Annotated in this window: 17 protein-coding genes; 2 read left to right on the top strand and 15 right to left on the bottom strand. The window is 71.3% G+C overall.

What is annotated here, in order from left to right; translation table 11 throughout:
- Window positions 1-26 precede the first annotated feature (26 nt).
- Together KTR66_RS02325 and KTR66_RS02320 are read right to left on the bottom strand one after the other, a co-directional pair.
- Window positions 27-893, bottom strand: coding sequence for a TIGR01459 family HAD-type hydrolase (locus tag KTR66_RS02325; protein WP_249731795.1), 867 nt, complete (start codon window positions 891-893; stop codon window positions 27-29).
- Entirely contained in the window at window positions 890-1,936 is a 1,047-nt protein-coding gene (locus tag KTR66_RS02320; RefSeq protein WP_213610000.1) for a quinone-dependent dihydroorotate dehydrogenase, read from the bottom strand. Before KTR66_RS02320 ends, KTR66_RS02325 begins: the two co-directional genes overlap by 4 nt.
- Window positions 1,937-2,042: 106 nt before the next feature.
- Here KTR66_RS02320 and KTR66_RS25220 point away from each other — a divergent pair, with 106 nt between their 5' ends.
- On the top strand, window positions 2,043-2,918 hold the full coding sequence (locus KTR66_RS25220; RefSeq protein ID WP_213609998.1) for a DMT family transporter: 876 nt from the start codon (window positions 2,043-2,045) through the stop codon (window positions 2,916-2,918).
- On the opposite strand, the gene KTR66_RS02310 is transcribed toward KTR66_RS25220, so the two are convergent.
- The 3 genes from KTR66_RS02310 to KTR66_RS02300 all read right to left on the bottom strand — a co-directional run bounded on the left by KTR66_RS02310 (window position 2,891) and on the right by KTR66_RS02300 (window position 4,117).
- Window positions 2,891-3,247: a DUF952 domain-containing protein gene (locus tag KTR66_RS02310; protein WP_213609996.1), complete on the bottom strand. Its 357-nt coding sequence runs from the start codon at window positions 3,245-3,247 to the stop codon at window positions 2,891-2,893. The genes KTR66_RS25220 and KTR66_RS02310 overlap by 28 nt on opposite strands.
- Window positions 3,248-3,317: 70 nt before the next feature.
- Window positions 3,318-3,815, bottom strand: a complete 498-nt coding sequence (locus KTR66_RS02305) for a cell wall hydrolase (protein WP_371818984.1) — start codon at window positions 3,813-3,815, stop codon at window positions 3,318-3,320.
- Window positions 3,812-4,117, bottom strand: a complete 306-nt coding sequence (locus tag KTR66_RS02300; RefSeq protein ID WP_213609994.1) for a hypothetical protein — start codon at window positions 4,115-4,117, stop codon at window positions 3,812-3,814. The genes KTR66_RS02305 and KTR66_RS02300 overlap by 4 nt, the downstream gene beginning before the upstream one ends.
- A 61-nt stretch (window positions 4,118-4,178) precedes the next feature.
- Between KTR66_RS02300 and KTR66_RS02295 the strand changes: the two genes are divergently transcribed.
- A complete protein-coding gene (locus KTR66_RS02295) occupies window positions 4,179-4,397 on the top strand; it encodes a hypothetical protein (protein WP_213609992.1) in 219 nt (72 codons plus the stop codon).
- Between the two features lie 60 nt (window positions 4,398-4,457).
- Here the strand turns inward: KTR66_RS02295 and KTR66_RS02290 are convergent, their stop codons facing one another.
- The 10 genes from KTR66_RS02290 to KTR66_RS02245 form a co-directional block, all read right to left on the bottom strand.
- The gene (locus tag KTR66_RS02290; RefSeq protein ID WP_213609990.1) at window positions 4,458-5,219 is read right to left on the bottom strand and encodes a DUF6973 domain-containing protein; all 762 of its coding nucleotides are present in this window, start codon (window positions 5,217-5,219) and stop codon (window positions 4,458-4,460) included.
- Window positions 5,220-5,274: 55 nt separating this feature from the next.
- Complete coding sequence (locus tag KTR66_RS02285) at window positions 5,275-5,760, bottom strand: hypothetical protein (protein ID WP_213609988.1); 486 nt, start codon at window positions 5,758-5,760, stop codon at window positions 5,275-5,277.
- A 137-nt stretch (window positions 5,761-5,897) separates the two neighbouring features.
- On the bottom strand, window positions 5,898-7,325 hold the full coding sequence (terL, locus tag KTR66_RS02280; RefSeq protein WP_213609986.1) for a phage terminase large subunit: 1,428 nt from the start codon (window positions 7,323-7,325) through the stop codon (window positions 5,898-5,900).
- Window positions 7,303-7,596, bottom strand: coding sequence for a hypothetical protein (locus tag KTR66_RS02275; protein ID WP_213609984.1), 294 nt, complete (start codon window positions 7,594-7,596; stop codon window positions 7,303-7,305). The genes terL and KTR66_RS02275 overlap by 23 nt, the downstream gene beginning before the upstream one ends.
- Window positions 7,593-9,875, bottom strand: coding sequence for a glycosyl hydrolase family 28-related protein (locus KTR66_RS02270; RefSeq protein ID WP_213609982.1), 2,283 nt, complete (start codon window positions 9,873-9,875; stop codon window positions 7,593-7,595). Before KTR66_RS02270 ends, KTR66_RS02275 begins: the two co-directional genes overlap by 4 nt.
- 34 nt (window positions 9,876-9,909) lie before the next feature.
- Window positions 9,910-10,350 carry a hypothetical protein gene (locus tag KTR66_RS02265; RefSeq protein ID WP_213609980.1) on the bottom strand — a complete coding sequence of 147 codons (441 nt, stop codon included), beginning with the start codon at window positions 10,348-10,350 and terminating at the stop codon, window positions 9,910-9,912.
- Window positions 10,350-12,230, bottom strand: a complete 1,881-nt coding sequence (locus tag KTR66_RS02260) for a hypothetical protein (RefSeq protein WP_213609978.1) — start codon at window positions 12,228-12,230, stop codon at window positions 10,350-10,352. Before KTR66_RS02260 ends, KTR66_RS02265 begins: the two co-directional genes overlap by 1 nt.
- 3 nt (window positions 12,231-12,233) lie before the next feature.
- A complete protein-coding gene (locus KTR66_RS02255; protein ID WP_213609976.1) occupies window positions 12,234-12,803 on the bottom strand; it encodes a hypothetical protein in 570 nt (189 codons plus the stop codon).
- Window positions 12,804-13,168: 365 nt separating this feature from the next.
- Window positions 13,169-14,002: a phage capsid protein gene (locus KTR66_RS02250; RefSeq protein WP_213609974.1), complete on the bottom strand. Its 834-nt coding sequence runs from the start codon at window positions 14,000-14,002 to the stop codon at window positions 13,169-13,171.
- Window positions 14,003-14,376: 374 nt separating this feature from the next.
- On the bottom strand, window positions 14,377-15,111 hold the full coding sequence (locus KTR66_RS02245) for a capsid assembly protein (RefSeq protein ID WP_213609972.1): 735 nt from the start codon (window positions 15,109-15,111) through the stop codon (window positions 14,377-14,379).
- Between the last annotated feature and the right edge of the window lie 2 nt (window positions 15,112-15,113).

The raw sequence follows: 15,113 nt of genomic DNA, 5'->3' as shown, positions 1-15,113 counted from the left end.
GCGAGCCTGCCACCAGGCCCGCGCCCCTACCAGCGCAGCGTCCTGAGGGCGGCGATGGGCGCCTCGCCTTCCTCCGCCAGCACATGCGCGAGCAGGCCGGGCGAGGGGTCATGGCCATGCGCATCGGCGGTGAGGCCGGTCAGCGCCCAGAGGCTGTCGATCCCGGCATGGCGCGCGCCGGCGAGGTCGGTGTGCGGCGTGTCGCCCACGGCCACCACACGGCTCTTGTCGGCGATGCCGAGCAGGTCGAGCACGGGGCCATAGACGGCGGGGTCGGGCTTGCCGGCCTCGAAGACGTCGCCGCCCCATTCCAGATAGACATCGGCCAGGGCGCCGGCGCAGAGCAGGCGCTCGCCCGCCACCATCACGGCGCGGTCCGGGTTGACGCAGAGCATGGGCAGGCCCGCTTCGAGGCAGGCGCGCAGCTCGGCGCGATAAGGTTCGACGGAGATGGATTTCCGCTCGGGGTCGGGACCGGTGTTCAGCAGGAAATCGGCGTCCTCGGGGCGGGAGACGAGTTCCGCCGCGCCATCCTCCACCACCGAGAGGTCGCGCTCGGGGCCGATGTGATAGGCGCGGCGGCCGAGCTTGGCGAACCAGGGCAGGTCGCGCTGCTTCAGCCAGAGCCAGGAGACCTCGCCCGAGGACATGATGCCGGCATAGAGGTCGCGGCTGACGCCCATGCCGTCCAGCATCTTCTGGATGAACCAGCCGCGGCGGGGCGCGTTGGTGAGGAAGACCACGCGCTTGCCGCGCGCCTTCAGCTCGGCCAGGCAATCGAGCACGCCGGGATAGGGCTGGCGCCCGTCATGCACCACGCCCCAGAGGTCCAGCACGTAGCCGTCATAGCGGTCGGCGAGGGGGGCGAGGTTTTCGTAGATCTGGATCGTCATGCGCCGGTGCCTACCGCATCGGCGACATGGGCGAAACCGTCCCGGGCCAGAAGTGCCGCCAGTTCGCGCTTGATGCGGCCGATCAGCGCCGGGCCGCCATAGGCGAAGCCGCTGTAGAGCTGCACCAGCGAGGCGCCGGCGCGGATCTTGGCGTAGGCCTGTTCGCCGCTGGCAATGCCGCCCGCGCCGATCAGGACGAGGCGGCCCCCGGCGATCTTGTGCGCGCGGGCCAGCATTTCGGTGGAGCGCTCGAAGAGGGGCGCGCCAGAGAGGCCGCCCGCCTCGCCCTTGTGCGGCGAGCGCAGCGTCTCCGGCCGGGCGATGGTGGTGTTGCTGATGATGAGGCCCGCCACACCGCGCGTGACACAGACCTCGATGATCGGCGCCAACGCGTCCTCGGCCAGGTCGGGGGCCAGCTTCACCAGCACGGGCTTGCCCAGCGCCGGCGGCTGCACCGCGTCGAGGATGGAGGCGAGGCGCGCCTCGCCCTGCAGGTCGCGCAGGCCGGGCGTATTGGGGGAGGAGATGTTGATGGTGACGTAGTCGGCCAGCGGCGCCACGGCGCGGCAGAGGGCGGGGTAGTCGCGCTCGGGGTCCGCACCCTCCTTGTTCACGCCGACATTGGCGCCCAGCACGCCGGGCAGCGGGCGCGCGAGGTCCCGCAGGCGGGCCAGGTAGGAGTCGAGCCCCGCATTGTTGAAGCCCATGCGGTTGATCACGGCCGCATCCTCGGTGAGGCGAAACAGGCGCGGGCGCGGATTGCCGGCCTGGGGGCGGGGGGTGACGGTGCCGGCCTCGACGAAGCCGAAGCCCAGGCGCAGCAGGGGCAGGATGGCCACCGCATCCTTGTCGAAGCCGGCCGCGAGGCCGACCGGGTTGCGGAAATCCAGGCCGAAGGCGCGGGTGGCGAGGCTCGGCGCATCCGCCGCCTCGTCCCGGCCGGCGAGGCCGAGCGCCAGCGCCTTGAGCGCAATTCCATGCGCGGTTTCGGCGTCGAGCCCGCGCATCAGGGGCATGAGGGCGGAGGCGAGGGAGGGCGTCATGCGGCGCTGCATAAAGCCAAATCGCCGCGAAACGAAATCCGGGCCGCGTTGACAGCCCGGGCCGGTGACGCGACATGCAGGGCCACACACGGCAAAGGACAAGATGGTGCGCGGCCCGCTCCTGCTCATGGCAGGCATCGGCCTGTTCGGGCTGCTCGATGCCAACAGCAAGCTGCTGGCCGGCGATTTCGCGGCGGCGCAGGCGATCTTTCTGCGGCATGCGGTGCTGCTGGGCCTGCTGCTGGCCTTTCGCGGTGCGATCGGCTGGCCCGGCGGGCCGCTGCTGACCGCGCATCCCTGGATGCACGGGCTGCGCGCCTGCACCATGCTGACCGCCGGCCTCACCTTCTATGTCGCGGTGCGCTACCTCAGCCTGGCCGATGCCTATCTGATCTTCTTCACGGCGCCCTTCATGACGCTGATCCTGGCCCGGGTCTTCCTGAAGGAGCGCGTGCCGCGCGCGGCCTGGATCTGGTGCGGCGTGGGGTTCGGCGGCGTGATGATCGCCCTGGCGCCGCAACTGGGCGAGGGCGGCAGCCTCTATGGCTTTGCCTGCGCGCTGCTCGGCACCATCGCCTATGCGGCCAACATCACGCTCAACCGTGGCCTGCGCGCCGAGCCCGGCATCGCGCGGCTGGTCTTCTGGCCCTCGCTGTTCGGCGTGCTGGCGACAGCGCCTTTCGCCGCGGCCTATTGGACGCCGCCCGATGTGGTGGAATGGGCGCAGCTTCTGCTGAACGGCCTGCTGGCGGGCGGGGCGACCATCCTGCTGGCCCTCGCCTTGCGGCACAGCAGCCCGGCGCGCCTCGCGCCCTTCGAGTTCATCGCGCTGCCGCTTTCGGTCTCGCTCGACCTGTTGGTCTTCGGCAATGCGCCGGGGATCGAGGTGATCCTGGGTGGCCTGGTCGTGGTGGCGGCCTGCGTGATGAGCGAGCGCGCCGTCTCACGCGCGCGTCACGGGATCTCAGCCGGGAAGGCGTGACGGCCCTCGGCGCCGAGCGGCACCGGGATGGCGCGGCGGATCGCGGAAAGCGGCAGCGGCGCGTAGAGATGCGGGAAGAGGCCCGGCCGGCTGCTGCCCGAGGCCGGCTCCCATTTCAGGGCCTCGCCCAGGGCTTCCGCCTCGGCCTCGATCATCCAGAGGTCGGTGACGCCCGCGCGGTGCTTGGCGGCGGTGGCGCGGAGCTGGGCCGCGGTCGAGAAATGCAGGAAGCCGTCGCGGCGGTCATCGGCGCTGCCGTGATAGGCGCCGGCGGCTTCGGCGGCGCGCCAATCGGCCTCGCGCACCAGGGTGTAGATCAGGGGTTCCATGCGGCCCCTTTAGGGCATGATCCGCGGAGGCGGAATCGCCGGAGCGGTGAATCATGCGCTCAGCAAGTCTTCACGAGGCGTCCAGCCGGTAGAAGGCGAGGCCGCCCGCCTCCAGCGTCGGCATGCGGCCGAGCGACCAGGTGGGCTGGCGCAACAGGTCATGCCAGAGCAGCGCGCCGCGCGTCGCATCCGGCAGGGCGCCGCGCAAGGCGCGCCCGGCGATGCGCCGGCAGACGCTGAGCGCGGCATCGCCCTCGATGGGCGCGGTGAAGAGCGCGTGGCGCTCGTGCCGCGGGTGGCGCACTGGGAACTGGAAGGGCGCGCGCAGCACGGCGATGACGGCGCGCGGCAGCGTCTCGGGCATCGCATCGGCCGTGAAGCGCGTGCGCGCCTCGGCACTCGTCAGCGCGGCATGGGCGCGGTTCACCGCCAGGCAGGCCAGCGCCTCGATGGCGCGGACCGGGCGCGCGCCGGCCTCGGCATAGAGGATGCGGGCCAGCAATTCCTCGGCGGCGGCCTGGGCGGCGAGGCGGGCGGGGGAGGGGGCCTGGTCGGAATGGGTGCTCACTTGTCGTTCTCCTGGTCGCGACGGACGTTCTCGATCTTGTTCTCGATGCGCAGCAGCTGCTCGGAGAGGCGCCGATCCACATCGCGGATCAGCGAGAGCGGCACATAGGTCCGCGCCACTTCGAGCTTGAAGGCGGCCAGCTCGTCCCGCGTGCGGGAGAGGCCGTCATCATGGCGCGACGTGCCCTTCTCGATCCGGCGATCCAGGTCGCGCTTGAGGCCAAGCAGCAGCCAGTAGAGCCCGGCGATGACGGGCGCCTGGGCGGCGTCCATCCACCAGAGGGATGGGGTCATGGGATCCATGGGGGGCCTCCTTGCGGGCGGGCGCGCGCATCGCCACAACAGGCGCGCGGAGAAATCGTGAATGTGGAATGAGCCGTATCTGGAAAGCTGCTGCCGCTCGGCCCTGCACCGGCTGACGCTGGTGGGGCCGCATGGCCGCCCGCCGGGCCTGGCGGACCAGCCCTGCCTGCTGCGGCTACAGCGGATGGGCCTGGCCGAGGAACGGCCCGATGGGCGCTTTTCCATCACCGCGCCCGGGCGGGCGCGGCATGCGAGCGAGATCCTGAAAAAGTCAGCTTAGGCGAGGGGCGCTGCCCCTCGACCCCGGCAGGGGACTTGTCCCCTGCACCCCCCTTCGGGGTCAGGGGCGGGAACGGGTGTGGGCGCGGACGGGGTGTCCATCGCGCTGATAGCCTTGGACCTGGACGGGGCCGTCGGCCGCGTCGTCTTCCTCCAGCATCCGCCGCCAGGCTTCCTGCTTCTCGGCGCCCAGGGCAGCCCGGCGATCGGCGGCCAATTGACGATGGTCGGCACCCCGGCGATATTCCGCACCGCCCATGAGATATTCGGTGACATGCTGCCGGGGCACGCGGCTCCAATCCGGATTGGGCCAGTTCCATTGGCTGCGGTCCGACGATGGATTTGCGCGCCATTCCTCTTCTGGAAGCCAAACCGCCCCGATCACGCCCCCCGACCCATCGCGGGGGCTGCGGTCCATCGCGTCGCGTGACAAGCGCAGCACATCCTCGAAGCTTGTCGCCTGCAAGCCGATGCTGATGCCCAGCAGGTTGTTGCGTCGGTCCATCGCTGTCGCCGCCGCGTGGTTGATGACATCCTCGCCCTGACCCAACACGTCGCGCCGCGCGGCGCTCATCTGCCCCTGAATCTCGTGCAGTTCGGCAAGGCTGCCCGCCGTATCCGCCCCCATGCGGCGGGTCATCTCAGCCACCCACACGATGTGCCGGTACGCATCCGCGGGTCCATTGACGCGACCCGGGAGAAAGGATGCGAGCGCTTCGTTCGTGGCGACCGGGATCGCCAATGAATTCAGAACCGGATTTTGGAGCCAGGACTGACGCGCGATGACACGTCGGTCCTCGGCCGCACGGCCGGGATCGGGCATGGATGTCTCCATCGAAGGGTTGCGGTTGCGGCATCCGCGTCGAAGGCGGATGCCCTCAATAGTTGGGAGGGCCGAACAGCCAACGGTAATCACGGCGAATGCGCCGGAGTGGTCGGCAATCGGAGAGGGTTTCACCGTCCTCGCGGATGCGCAGTTCCATTTGGCAGGAGGTGGGTCGCCTGCGATCCACTTGAAAATCTATCACACGGGTTGGTCCTTCTGGGCCTTCCCGCAGGACAAGCTGACCGTCGCCCACCAAATGGTCGAGGTAGCGCTGCTCCGCAAAAACGTGGCCAGGTTCACTGGCTGGCCAGAGCCTGCGTCGTTCGTCGGGTCGCCCCGTGTAAGGCCCCCCCCAACCATCCAACACGAAGCTGTCAATCAGGAACTCGCGGCTCGTCTCGTTGATGATCCGGATTTCGGCCAGCCCGTAGTCTATTTCGTCGCCCCGCTCGGCACCCCGGAAATATCGCCGGTCTCCCTCCGCGAAGCTGTGATCCTGCCAGGACCAGAGGTCCCAGGCGAGGTTCGCGAGCGCCACCAGGATCAATCCCCGCAGGGACCACCGCCGCAGGGCACGGAGGAAGCGAGGCAAGCGGCCAGGCGTGCCGGATTGGGCTGACACAGGGGAGAAACTCCGGGTGTGGCGCCCAACCCTTGCCGCACCCTCACTCAGCGTCAACCGCCGCGCCAACTGGGCCCGGGCGCGCGGGGCGGCAGGGCCGGCAGGCGCACCGGCTCGGCCAGGATGCAGCCCGCCACCGCATCCAGCCCGTCATCCCTGGCACCCCGCGCATCGGGCCGCCATTCGGCCATCTCGCGCGGGAAGCCGGTGCGGAAGACGCTCTCATGCGCGTGCAGCCGGCGGGCGGCGAGAAGCGGGTCGAAAGCGGCCAGGATGCGCTCCGCCTTGGGGCGGCGGTTGCTGTGCTCCAGCACGGTGCAGGCCACGCCGGCGCGGGCCATCTCGCGCCGCAGCAGCGCGGGCAGGAAACGGCCGAGGCCATTGGTCTCGACGCGCAGCACGGGCAGGATCAGCTCGCGCGCCAGTTCCGCCACCTGGCGGCATTGCTGCGTGGCGGGGTCCTCCGGCAGGTCGGCGCGCTGGGTGATCCAGGCGAGGCGGTGCAGGAAGTGGCGGCCTTCATCATCCGTGTAGGTGGCGGCGAGCACCGAGCCATCGCCGCCGCCTTCCGCGCGGCCGAAGGCCGGGTCCCAATAGCCGCCGCCCGAGGCCATGCGCCGGCCGAGCAGCCAGAGCTGCGCACGGCCATTCGCCTCACGATACTCCGTCTCCTCCGCGTAGCGCAGCAGCAGCGCGGGATCGAGCCGCGCGGCGCTCATGGCCACGGGCTGCAGCAGCATCTGGCGCGCGAAATGCAGCGCGCCGACGCGGCCGCGCAGGGCCTCGATGGCGCCCTCCTTGAAGCGCTCGGGCCAGGCGCTGTGGCCGGCGGCATCCAGGATCGGCACCTCCAGGCGATGATAGCCGTCCAGGAAGCCGTCGCCGGCACGATAGAGGCTCTCCTCCGTGTGCGGCGTGCCGACATAGAGGATGAGGCCGCCCGGCGTCAGCACGAATTCCGTCTCGGCCAGGCGTTCGCGCAGCTCGGCGCGCTTGCCGGGCGTATCGCAATTGCCGGCCACCTCCACATCGTCGCAGATGATGATGTCGGCCCGCGCGCCGGTGATGTTGCCGAGCAGGCCCTGCGCCAGCATCGAGGGGTCGCGCAGGGCGCCCGGGCGCTGCACGGTGAAGCGGTCCGCCGCCCAGGCCTCGTTGCCGTCCGGGATCAGGCCAGCGCAGAGCGGGTGGCGCTCGATGATGCGGCGCACATGGCCCACCATCTTGCCCGCCAGCATCTGGTCGGCCGCGACGACGAGGATGCGCAGCTCCGGGTTGCGGTAGAGCGACCAGGCGCAGAACAGCCCCACCAGCGTGGACTTGCCACAGCCGCGAAAGGCCATGAGCAGCAGGCGGCGCGCGGGCTGTTCCGCCTCCAGCCAGCGCAGGATGCGGCGATGCACCTGCGGCGTGCCCTGGCGGAGCTGGCGATTCCAGACCCAGGCGAATTCGAGCAGGTCAGCCGGGCTCTCCGGGGTCATCCGCGGGCGTCTCCTCTGCGTCCATTTCGTGCCGCGCCGCATCCAGCGCCTGGAGGGCGGAATCCACGGCCGGCGCAATCCCGTCGCCGGCCAGCTTCGCGAGCAGTTCGAGGTGCGAGAGCGCCGTCTTCGCGGCGGACTGTCGGGCGATGAAGGCCTTGCTGTCGGCCTCGTGCTGCGTGTCCTGGACGAAGCGCAGATAGTGGCGCGCAACCAGCGGCAGGGCGGTCTCGAGGTCCTTCGCCCAGCCGCGCGTCTGGCGCCGCCTCATGACTTCACCAGGCGCACCCTGACCGTGCCGGCGCCGAGATCCACCGCGGCGCCGCTGCGGTTCCACGCCGTCACCGTCACCACGTCCTGCGCGCCGATCTGCGCGAGGAAGACGATGCCGGAGGTGGAGAGGGTGAAGGCGGCCTGCACGAAATCGCCCGGCCGCGCGCCGGAGAGCGGCACGTTGAGCTGTGCGCTGGCGCCGGCCGCGATGGAGGGCGGGTCCCATGCGAGTTCCGCGCGCAATTCGCGCGCGCCGTGCCGCAGATCGGGCAGGCCGTAGAGCAGCGGCGGAGAGACGGCGGGGTCGCAGAGCAGGCGCATGGCGCGGACCTCGTAATCCGTGCCGATGCGCGCCACGCCGATGATGGCGTAGGCGACGCTGGGCTCAAGGCGCACCACCTGCAGGCGCGTGAGGTCCGCATCCGTCATGTCGGCCGAGCCCTGCCACCAGCGCGCGGCCGCGTTCCAGGCCATGGACATGCCCGAGGCGCGCACCAGCGGCCCCGCGCCGTCGGTCAGCAGGCCCATGCCCGCGTCGAAGCACTGCACGATGAGGCGCGGATTGTCGGCATCCACCGCCAGCGCGAATTCCCGCGCGCGCGTCGCATCCACGACGAAGCCGAGGCCGCGCCCACCCGGCAGTACCACGCCGCGGTTGGTGAGCACGTAGTCTTCCAGGCCGGGGAAGGCGAAATCGGCCAGCGTCGCCGGGCTGCCGCTGACATTGGTCGAGAGGCAGGCGAGCTGGTCGAAGCCGGTCTGGGACGCATTCCAGCGGAAGGCGGCGGCGCGCAGGCTGGGCACGGCGCCCACCTCGCGGCTGAACTCGCGATGCGCGGCCGCCTGGTGCAGGCCGCGCACCACGGCGCCGACGCGCGCCGAGGCGGTGTCGTACAGAACCTCGAGCGCGTAGCCTTGGCTCGCCCAGGCGACCTCGTAGACATGATCCTGCGCGTTGCCGACGTGATAGGCTGGATAGGGCGAGCAGCCCTCCATCCGCATGCCATAGGCGATGACCGCGCGGCTGTTGACCAGGCAGAGGAAGGGCGCGCCGAGGATCAGGGGGCGGTCGCGCGCCTGCAGTTCGAAGGCGGGGCCGAAGAAGACGTGGCGATTGTGCGCCACATAGGCGCCGGGCTCGGCCGAGAAGCGGATGCCGTAGCGATTCAGCGTCGGATACAGGGCGCTCGCCACGGCGAAATGGCCGCCGTAATAGCGCACGGAGGTGTTCCAGGCGGCGGCCGTCTGCGTGCGGATGTCGAGGCCGATATGGTTGTTCACCATGCGCCCGAGATGGATGTTGCTGTCCTCGAAGCCGCGCTCCACGCCCAGCGTCTGCGCGCCGATGGTGAAGCCCTCGACCTGGCGGATCTCGACCTGGCTGGAATCGAGGTTGCGCAGCACGATCCCGATATCGCCGAAATTCTGCCAGTCGCTGGTCGTGGCCCGGATCACGCGCAGGCCCTGGTAAAGCTTGGCCGCATTCCGCACGGCGCCGCCATCGCCGATGGTGAGCGCAGCCTGGCCGCCGGGGCCGGCGTAGAGGATGCTGCCGCGCATGGTGAGGCCCGCCGCGCCGCCGGGCAGCAGCAGCGGCATGGTGGTGCGGAAGGTGCCCTCGCCGATGACGAGATGCTTGCCCGAAGCCCCGGCCGCGTTCATCGCGGCCTGCAGCGCCGGGCCGTCATCCGTCACGCCATCGCCGGTCGCGCCGAAGTCGCGCGCCGTCAGCGTCTCGGCGAGCTTGTCCTCCACGCTGCGCGGCACGGCGCCGGGGAAGGGTGCCGCGATGGTGCCCGTGCGGTCATAGGTCATCACATCGCCGGTTGCGTCGAAGCCGAGCAGCTTCTCGGCGCGGGCGGCGCGCAGCGGCAGCACCATGCCGGAGGGCGCCTCGGCGGCGGGCTGGCGGATGGCGCCGGCGACGTCGTCCCGCACCTCCTGCAGGGCGGCCACCTGGCGGTCCAGCTCGTCATTCAGCGTATTGGCGCGCAGCACACCGTTGGACTGGAAATCCGTGACGCGCTCGATGGCCAGGCGGCGCAGCAGCGTGAGGCGCGTGCCGGGCGCCGGCGCCTCCGCATAATGGATCACGCCGCCACCGCTCTCCCCCGCGCCCAGGATGGTGAAGCCGTAATCGGCCGGCGCCCCGTCGCGCAGCACCGCGAGGTCCCCCGCCTCGAAGATCGGGAAGGGGTAGGTGAAGGCGGTCTGCACGCCGTCGGCGACGTAGTGCACGCGCGGCGCGATATCGCCGATGCGGATGTGCTCGGACATCAGGGGCTCCGTGGTCTGGAGGAAGGGGAGGGGCTCAGTCGAGCAGGTTGCGGACCGCGTTGCCGAAGCTCGGCACGGCGCGCAGCACGCTGGTCAGCGTGGCGTCGGGGTTGAGCAGCGAGGCGCGGCCGGAGGAGAGCCGCGCGCGGAAGAGTGCGTCGCTGTCCGCCTGGCCGGCCGCCGCGTCGGCGCGCAGGCCCTGCGTCACGCTCGCGGCCGAGCCGTCATCCACCTGGAGCCCGCCGCCGGCGAGGCGCGCGCGGGCGGAGGCGACCGTGCGGGCTACCTGCTCGCCCCGTGCCCGTGCCTCGGCCTGCTGTTGCAGGGTGAGCTGCTGCTGGCGCGCCGCCTCCTGCTGGCGGGTGATCTCGGCCTGGGCACGCTGGGTGGCCTGCTGCTGCTGGGCGGAGCGGCTCTGCGCATAGAGGCCGACGCCGGTGGAAGCCAGCGCGGCGAGGGAAGACAAAGCGGCCATCAGTCGGTCGTCCTCATGTCGGTGGTGACGGAGAGCAGGGTGAGCGGCAGCGGCGCATCGCCCGCGATCCGCCAGAGCGGGCGCATCGCATCCCGCCGCCAGCCCAGCGCGGCCAGGCGCACATCGCCGCTGAAGCGGGGTGGCGCGGCGTCGAGCAGCGGCGTGTCCAGCCGGCGGAAGGCGACCGGCGCCGGCCCGCGGCCGAGGTCCACGTCGAGTGCGGCCGTCTCCAGCAGCCGGAAGCTGACGGAGACAAGGCGCAGCGGCGCGGCGCGGTTGCCGGTGACGCCGGAGAGCTCGGGCGGCAGGGGCTCGATCTCATGCGCGAAGGGCAGGCCGATCTGCGTGGCGAAGGCGGGCGGATCGAGCGTGACGGCGCCCTGCGAGACCATGGCGGCCTGGCGCGGCGCGCCATCGGCGAGCACGCCCACGGTGGCGCCTTCGAGATGGCCGAGGCCGGTCCAGCGGTCCTTCGGCGTCACGCTCGTGCCATCCAGCGCGGCGTCGAGGCCGAAGCCGGGCTCGAAGCGCTCGAGCCGATGCGTGCCCAGGCGCTGGACGGCGACGAAGACGCGGCCATCGACCTCGGCCACCTGGGTGAAGGCGCCCGCCGTTTCCTGCCGCGTCCAGGCCGTCACCTGCTCGGCGCGGAAGAGCGTGAGTGTCGCGAGGCCGCCATCCTCCATCGTCACATGCAGCAGCCGCCGCGACTGGTCATAGGCCATCGAGGTGGGGCTCTGGATGAGGTGCGCGGCGACGAGGCCGAGATCGTTCGACTGATAGGCCTGCTGCACGTCGGTATAGGCGAATTCGTGGATCGCCCTTCCGCTCCGGGCGGCGAAGATGGTGCTGCCATCCACATCCACCGGCGGGATCATGCGCGTGGCGGAACTGCCGATGCGCGTCTGCCGGTTGAGCTGGATGGAGGAGGGTGTCAGCGGCTCGCCGCTCACCATCCATTCGCCGCCCGTGGTGAAGACCTGAAGATGCCGGCCGGAGAAGACGCCGCGGATGGCGTTCACCTGGTCGGAGAGCAGGCCGAACTCGATGCCCTGGTCATCGAGGCCGCTGCCCTTGTCGAAATTGAAGAGATCGCCCGAGCGGGAGAGCCAGAGGCGGTTCGGCAGGTCCCGCGAACCGCCGATGACGAGGCGGTCCTGGTGGAAGCAGGCGGTGACCGGCCAGCCGCGCACCGGGCTGAAGGCCGCCTCCTCCCAGTCTGTGCTGGCGGCCGTGTCGGGCAGCGTCTCGCCCGTGGTGAAGCTGGCCTGCGTGGGAGAGAGGACGGTCGTCAGCACGCCGAGGCGGCCGCGGAAGCGGAAGGGCGTGCCCGCATGGCCGGGCTGGAACATGGCGCCCGGCGCGGTGAGGGTGATGTTGCCCGTGGTCGTGCTCGGTGTCAGCGCGATGCCGCCATCGAGGAAGCGATAGGTGGGCAGCCGCGCCAGCGACCAGGAGCTCATGCTCCAGCTCGTGTGGCTGCTGCGGGTGAGGCGTTGCGGCGCGACCTCCGGGTGGCAGATGAGCAGCGTGTCGGCGCTCTGCGTGAAGGCAAGCTGCGGCAGCTGCGCCGCACTCCAGGGCGCCGGGGCCTGCGCCACCAGCGCATCCTCGACGTAGACGCTGAACAGGCCGTCGGTGAAGACGAGGAGATAGGCCTGCTCGGTGTTGAATTCGAAGGCCAGCAGGCGGGCCGCGCCGGGCAGCATCGCGATGTGGCGCAGGCCGGGGCGGCGCGTGACGCCACCGGTCGGCTGGATGAAGACGTTGCGCAGGCGGCGCGCGCCGTTGGCATAGGCGCGCAGGTCGGCGCGGCCCAGCAGCTCGGGCGCCAGCTCGCCAGCGGCGAAGCTGGATTTGGTCTGGCGGGATGCGGCCATGGCTCAGCCTCGCGCGCGGATCAGGGGGAAGCCGTCCAGCGCCTGGGTCGTGGCCTGCTGGCTGTCGGCGCGGCGCGCGGCGCGCAGCTCGGCCTCGGCCTGGCTGAACAGGAGCTGGGCGCGGCTGCTGCTCTCGGTGAGCGGGATGCAGAACTCGGCGGAGAGGCGGGCGACCAGGGCCGCCGCGAAGAAGGCCGGGAAGGTGCTTTCCTGCGGGCGAAAGATGTAGGTGAGCGTCACCTGTTCCGCATCGCAATGCAGGCGGTCCTCGAGCAGGCGGTAGCTGAGGCCGCGCCCCGCGCCCATGCTTCCGGCGGAGAGCGCGCGGAGGAAATTGGGCGGGAGCTGGAAGGCGTGCGCGTGGTCCGCGCCCGGCTCGGCGGCGAGGCGCGGCAGGCTTTCCTGGCCGGTCGCGAAGCTCCAGGGATGGGCGGAGAGCAGGGCGTCGCGGATGCCGGCATAGAGGCCCGAGGCGATCTCCGCCTCGGCGGTCCCCTCATCCATGGAGGCGATGGCCTGCGCGCCGATGCGCAGCAGGGCGCGCGAGCAGAGTTCGAGCGCGGTGAGCGCCATGGCGGGATCTCCGGGTGGGGGGAGGGGAGAGGTGGCGGCACTCCAGGCAGAGAGGAGTGCCGCCGCAGAAGAAGCACGCCGCAAAGCGGGGGCGCGTCCGGGGGCGTGAGCGCGCCCTTCGAGCATGCGGCCGCAACGCGGCCGCTGCCGCCCAACCGCCCGCATGGCCCGCCGCGACCGTGGCGCGGCGAAGCCAAGCGCACGGAGTGCGCGCCCGGCGCTTGAGGGCGCTTCGCGACTCATGCGGCCGCAACGCGGCCGCCGCCGCCCAACCGCGCGCATGGCCCGCCGCGACAGTGATGCGGCGAAGCCAAGCGCGCGGAGCGCGCGCCGGCGCGTGAGGTCTTACGCCGGCGCGCCGTGCGTCATTCCTTGCAGCGCATCCGCACCACGCCGGCGTCGTCAATCAAGCAGGCACCCTGGCTCATCATGCTGTTGACGAAATGCGCCGCGCGGTCGCCATGCCAGGTGACGTCGGTCGCGATCTCCGCGGCGGCGGCATGGCCGATCGCGGTCTTGTGGAAGAAGTAGCTGGAACGGATGGCGCCGGTCTTGGTCAGGCCGGAATGCGGGATCCAGGTGGCGCCCAGCCACTGCTTCGCCTGCATGCCGCGCCAGGGCAGGTTGGCATCGCCCACGTAATCGGCGCTGGCGAATTCGGGCAGGGCCAGCAGCTCGCTCCACTGCTTCCAGCCGACCACGGCGTAGCGGTTGCCGTCATCGGGCACGTCCATCGCGCCCAGCATCTCGAAGGCGAGCAGCACCTTGGCGCGGGTCAGGCCGTCATTGTCGGTCTGGCCGGACTGCGTGCCCACCGCCTCGCGCGTGCCAAGGTCGAGGGCGGCGATGATCAGCTCATCCGTCTTGCGGCCCAGCGCATGCGCGCCGGCGGAGGCGAGGACGCCGATCTCGTCGGCATTGGTCTTCAGCTCGTCGAGCTTGTCGATCCAGTCGCCCGCGTAGTGGTCCTGCAGGAAGCAGGAGACGGCGGAGTATTCGAGGTTCATCACGGGCACGGCGTTGTTGCGCGCCTTGGAGCTGGCGGTGCCGCGGCCCACGCGCTGGAAGATGGTCGTCGCACCCTTCACGTTGGACTTGCTGCGCACGGCCGGGCGCAGCTTGCTGCCCTGGCGCTGGTAGGCCTCGTGCACCTCGGCCTGGAATTGCGTGACGAAGGCCTGGTCAATCGAACCGGACATGGGGGATCTCCGAGGAGAGGTTTCGGGAAGGCGCATCGCGCGGTTGGCCTGTTCCGGGCCGCGCGGATGCGCCGCATCCGCGCGCCCATCAGGGTTCTGCGCGGATGAATTCGGGCGCCCGCCGCGGCGCAGCCTGTGCGGCCGGCGGCGGGCGCGGCCGCCGACCCGGAGAGGAGGGGCGGGCCGGCGGCCTGGCAGGGCGGGCGCGCGACGTCATCGCGTCGGCGCCTCACGCCCTGCATCTCAGTTTTTGGTGCCCTCAAACGCGTCGCGCCGGAGGCGCGCTGATCGCCCTTGGCTTCGGATCGCTGAAGCGATCCGCCGCGCCTATTCGGCGCGGATCCTCGGCGTGCGTGCCGGGCCTTTTCCGCGCGTCAGCTGCCGACCAGCTTGCGGAAGCCCTCGGTCACGCGCTTGACGATCTCCGGCTCGCGCGTGCGCCAGTAGCGCGGGTCGCGCATCAGGCGGCGCAGCTCGCCCTCGTCCAGCGCCTCGGGGGGCGTGGCGTCGCGCTCCAGGCGAGGCTCGTTGCCCCGCATCATGCGCTCCAATGCCAGCACGCCCTCCTCGGTGGTGGAGAGCGCGTCGAGCACGCCGGGCGACAGGTTGGCCTGGCCCCAGGCCTTGAGCTGCGCGGCCACGCGGCGGAAGCGCTCCTCGCCGCCGAAATGGGCGCGCAGCTTCTCGGCCTGGCGGTCCGCCTCGAATTGCTGCGCGGCCTCCGCCACGAGGGGCAGCAGGCGCTCGGCGGCGAGGTCGTAGAGGAGCTGCACCTGCGCGCAGGAGAAGCCCGCTTCATGCAGGCGCTGGTTGATCTCGGGATCGGGGCCGCAGAGCTCGTGCTTCGGCGTGACCTCGTAGCCCTCGGGGCTGTCGGGGATGCCCATCATCTCGCGCCAGCGGCGGCGCTCCTCGTCATCGGCCTCGGGCGCGGGGGGCGCCAGGCGCTGCGAGAGGCGGCGCTCCAGCTCGCGATAGCTCTTCAGCAGGGCGTCCACGCGCAGCTCGCCGCGCTCGGCATCCCAGAATTTCTCGGGCACCTCGGCGGGGCGCGTGCCGGCGGTGGGCGCCGTGGGCGCGATGGCGGTGTCGAGCAGGTTGTCGGGCATGG

The organism is Roseococcus sp. SDR (assembly GCF_019083995.1).
In the GTDB taxonomy this organism is placed as follows: Bacteria; Pseudomonadota; Alphaproteobacteria; order Acetobacterales; family Acetobacteraceae; genus Roseococcus.
The sequence above is the reverse complement of the archived record's forward strand: the minus strand, read 5'-3'. Positions and strand labels throughout refer to the sequence as shown.